Origin of the sequence: Aeromonas sp. R3-1, from assembly GCF_040908345.1 — a bacterium.
GTDB lineage: Bacteria > Pseudomonadota > Gammaproteobacteria > Enterobacterales > Aeromonadaceae > Aeromonas > Aeromonas veronii.
In genome coordinates, this window is sequence record NZ_JBFODN010000166.1 from 1 (window position 1) to 3,575 (window position 3,575).

Sequence of the window (3,575 nt, forward strand, 5' to 3'; positions counted from 1 at the left end):
TGTATTACCGGAGCGAAGGGAGCGGAGTTATCCCCGCAGTGTGAAGGCAAGACCACAAAAGTATGCGGTGAAAAAAGCCAATAAAAACAATGCCAATCAGGCTTAACTGACTGGCATTAGCCACCTGGCTGCGTTTTTTGTTGTCCGAAGATCAACGGATCAGTAGCGGGCATACCCGTTTATCCACCGCCCGAGTTATCCACTGACAGTGCGGTATCAGGAGGCGACGTTCTCTTCCGGCATCCAGCTCTCGGCGTTCTCCCACACCTCCTGCACCATGGCTTCGGCCAGCTCTTTGTCTTCCTTGCTGGCACGGCTAACGGTCAGGGCCATGGCACTGCCCGGCGCGACCCGCACATGGATGTCGGGGAATTTTTCGCCAAGCTGCTTGAGCAGCTCCTGACGCAGCGCCTCCATGGTCGAGGTCGGGATCTGATGTTTTCTGTCGATGATGATTTCAAGACGCATAGGAAACTTCTCCATGATTTATAACTGTATTTTTATCCAGTATTTGTGGGAAGTAAAGTGCCATCTTGCACCAATCAGAAAAGATCCAGCTGCTGGCCGCAGATCCGGTCGAACGACTCTCCGATAAAGGGCAGGATGGCATCGGCAATGGGCCGCAACTGCTTGTCGATATAGTGTTCGTAATCGATGGCACTGCGCCGGTACTCCAGCGGCTCGGGGCCATTGAGGGTCATCAGATAGGCGATGGCGCCCCGATGCTGATAGCGCTGGGGCAGACCGCGGCGCAGGTTCTCCTCATCGGCCAGCCGCGCCGCCCGCACATGGGGCGGTACATTCTTCTGATACTCTTCGAGCTTCTGGCGCAGCCGTTTGCGGTAGATGAGCAGATCGTCGTGACGACCGGCGCGGGTCTCATCCACCATGGTGCGCACATAGCCGCTGGGATCTTCATCGTGAAACACCAGCTCATAGAGGCGGGTCTGAAACTGCTTGGCCAGCATGGTCCAGTCGGTGCGCACCGATTCGAGCCCCTTGAACACCAGCTGTTCACTCCCCTCACTGGCCTTGCCAACCAGCCCCGCATAGCGCTTCTTGCTGCCCTTCTCCAAGCCGCGGATGGTGGGCATCAGAAAGCGGCGATAGTGGGTCTCGTACTGGATCTCGAGATAACTCGGCAGATCGAACTCGCGCTTGATCAGTGCAGCCCAGTTATCGTTGATCATTTGAGCCAGTCGCTGGCCGATCTCGTCCGCCTCATCGGGGCTGGTCTCGCGGCCCAGATGAACAAAGGTGGAGTCGGTGTCACCATAGATCACCTCGAACCCCTTCGCCTCAATCCACTCGCGGGTCTGCTGCATGATGCTGTGGCCACGTAGGGTAATGGACGAGGCTAGGCGCGGATCATAGAAACGGCAGCCCCCCGACCCCAGCACGCCGTAGAAGGAGTTCATGATGATCTTGATGGCCTGGGAGAGTGCCTTGTTGCTGGCGGCCTTGGCTCTGTCCCTCGCCGCCCACAGGGTGGCGATGAGTTCCGGCAAGAAATGCCGCTCGCGGGAGAACATGGCGCCGCGAAAGCCCGGAATGGCGTGCTCGGGATGCTGCAGCCCCTCGATAAGTCCCATGGGGTCGATGCAGAAGGTGCGGATGATGCTGGGATAGAGGCTCTTGAAATCGAGTACCAGCACATGGCGATAGAGACCGGGTTTGGAGTCCATCACATAGCCACCTGGGCTCGCCAGCCCCCCGTCGGCCGGCAGATTGGGGGCCACGTAGCCGCCACGATGGAGCCGCGGCAGATAGAGGTTGGTAAAGGCCGCCACCGAGCCCCCTACCCTGTCCAGCTCAAGGCCAGTGAGGGAGGCTCGCTCAATGGCAAACGGGATAAGGTGGCAGTAGTCGAAGATCTCCCACACCAGCTTGCAATCTTCCAGGTTGTAGCGGGCGAGCGCCTCCTTGTCGGAGTGGAACAGCTCGGTGATCTTCTCCCCCCGATTGGCCACATCCTCAATATCCTTGCCACGGCCGAGCAGTTCGCTCGCCACCGCATCCAGGCTGTAGCTGGCAAACTGCCAGGTGGCGCTTTTGAGGGTATCGATGCCGTCGAGCACCATGCGCCCGGGAATGATGACGTTGCCAGTCTGGGGATCGCCCCGTGACGAGCGCCAGAAGCAGAGCTCACGACCCCGCCCGAGCCGCAGCCGCCGCTTGTTAAGCTCGGCGCGGCGTAGCAGCAGGCGAAAATCAAAGTTGACCACGTTCCAGCCGATGACCAGATCGGGGTCATGCAGGCTGAACCAGCTCTCCAGCGCACTCAGCAGGGCGCTCTCGTCCTCTACCCACTGGACCTGGGTGCCCCAGCTCTCGGCATCCGCCTCCGGGGTGCCGATCATGATGACCCGCGCATCCTGCTCGCTGTAAAGACCGACCGAGAACAGCGCCCCGTCCATGGCGCACTCCACATCCAGCGACACCCTGGAGAGGGTTGGCGTCACCGCCTGCGGCGCGCAGCGCGCCTCGTTCACCTCCCAGTAGCCCTGCTTGCCCCCCTTTTTTACCGCCCGGCCATCGAAGCGCACGCCAGCGGTGATGAAACGCTCCATCAGAAAACGCTCCGGCAGCCGGATATCCGCCTCGAAGTGCTCCAGTCCGCGAATGAGCAGCAGCTCGATAGCGCGGTGAAAGGCACTCAGGGTAGCGAAATAGCAGCCCACCACAGGGCGGCCATCGAAAGTGTGCATCGGCAGGCGGCGAAACCGCCCGCTCACCCCGGCCCCTTTGAACAGCTCGGCGGCTTCTGCCATATGGCTCTGTGGCAGGAAGAACACCGGCTCCTGCCCCGGCACCACCACCCGTACCGGCCCCTGCGCGCTCCAGAGCCACATCACGATTTCGGTGGTTGCAGGCAGCCCGTTGCGGCCGCGCACGTCCCGACCATGGCGGGTCAGGATAAAACCGTCGAGCGGCGGAGTGGCGGGTACGGTGGGCTGGGTTGCAGTCATGAAGCGTAAAGGGGCTGTCCGAGAATGGGACTATTGTACGTTCATACAGTGCCTGCTCGCAATCGTCACGCTGGCTGCGAGGCGGGAGTCAAACTGGTAAGCTCGATCCGGCCGTTATTCCCGCCCATCCCGTTCTGACCACTCTTCGCCGACGAAAGGAGTCTTTGTGGCAATCTATTCCCTGCTGGATCAGCTGGCTATCCCCTACCAGCGCTTTGACTATCCTCCGGTGTTTACCTGTGAGGAGGCGAGCAGGCTGCTGCCCGACCTGCCCGCCGCCAAGACCAAGAACCTCTTTTTGCGCGATCCGAAAAGCGAGCGGCTGTTTCTGGTGGTGAGTCCGGAGGATCACCGGGTCGACCTCAAGGCGCTCACGGTCGCGGCGAGCTGGTTTTCACTGAAGAACTGACTGATGGCAAGGCTCGATAGCTCGAAACCGTCGACCGGATGGCCCTGAGCGCTCAGCCAGAGCATGTCGCGGGACTTGCCACACAGGGGAACCAGCACCGGATCGTCCGCTTGCTGGGCTGACCACCAGGATTGCAGCCAGTGGTTGAAGTCCGCCTGATGAAAGCCAATCCGGTTCTCTTCCCAACGCTGATGCCA

At 60.6% G+C, this 3,575-nt stretch carries 2 protein-coding genes and 2 pseudogenes; 1 reads left to right on the top strand and 3 read right to left on the bottom strand.

Annotated features, from left to right (window positions below; translation table 11 throughout):
- Positions 1 to 216 precede the first annotated feature (216 nt).
- Positions 217 to 468 carry a DinI family protein gene (locus AB5Y85_RS10275; RefSeq protein WP_005333426.1) on the bottom strand — a complete coding sequence of 84 codons (252 nt, stop codon included), beginning with the start codon at positions 466 to 468 and terminating at the stop codon, positions 217 to 219.
- A 74-nt stretch (positions 469 to 542) separates the two neighbouring features.
- On the bottom strand, positions 543 to 2,969 hold the full coding sequence (locus tag AB5Y85_RS10280; protein ID WP_257688134.1) for a DNA polymerase II: 2,427 nt from the start codon (positions 2,967 to 2,969) through the stop codon (positions 543 to 545).
- A 166-nt stretch (positions 2,970 to 3,135) separates the two neighbouring features.
- Here AB5Y85_RS10280 and AB5Y85_RS10285 point away from each other — a divergent pair.
- Positions 3,136 to 3,342 (top strand): annotated as a pseudogene (locus tag AB5Y85_RS10285) (YbaK/EbsC family protein); the annotation flags it as partial.
- Here AB5Y85_RS10285 and AB5Y85_RS10290 read toward each other — a convergent pair.
- Positions 3,336 to 3,575 (bottom strand): annotated as a pseudogene (locus tag AB5Y85_RS10290) (thiopurine S-methyltransferase); the annotation flags it as partial. The pseudogenes AB5Y85_RS10285 and AB5Y85_RS10290 sit on opposite strands and share 7 nt — an antisense overlap.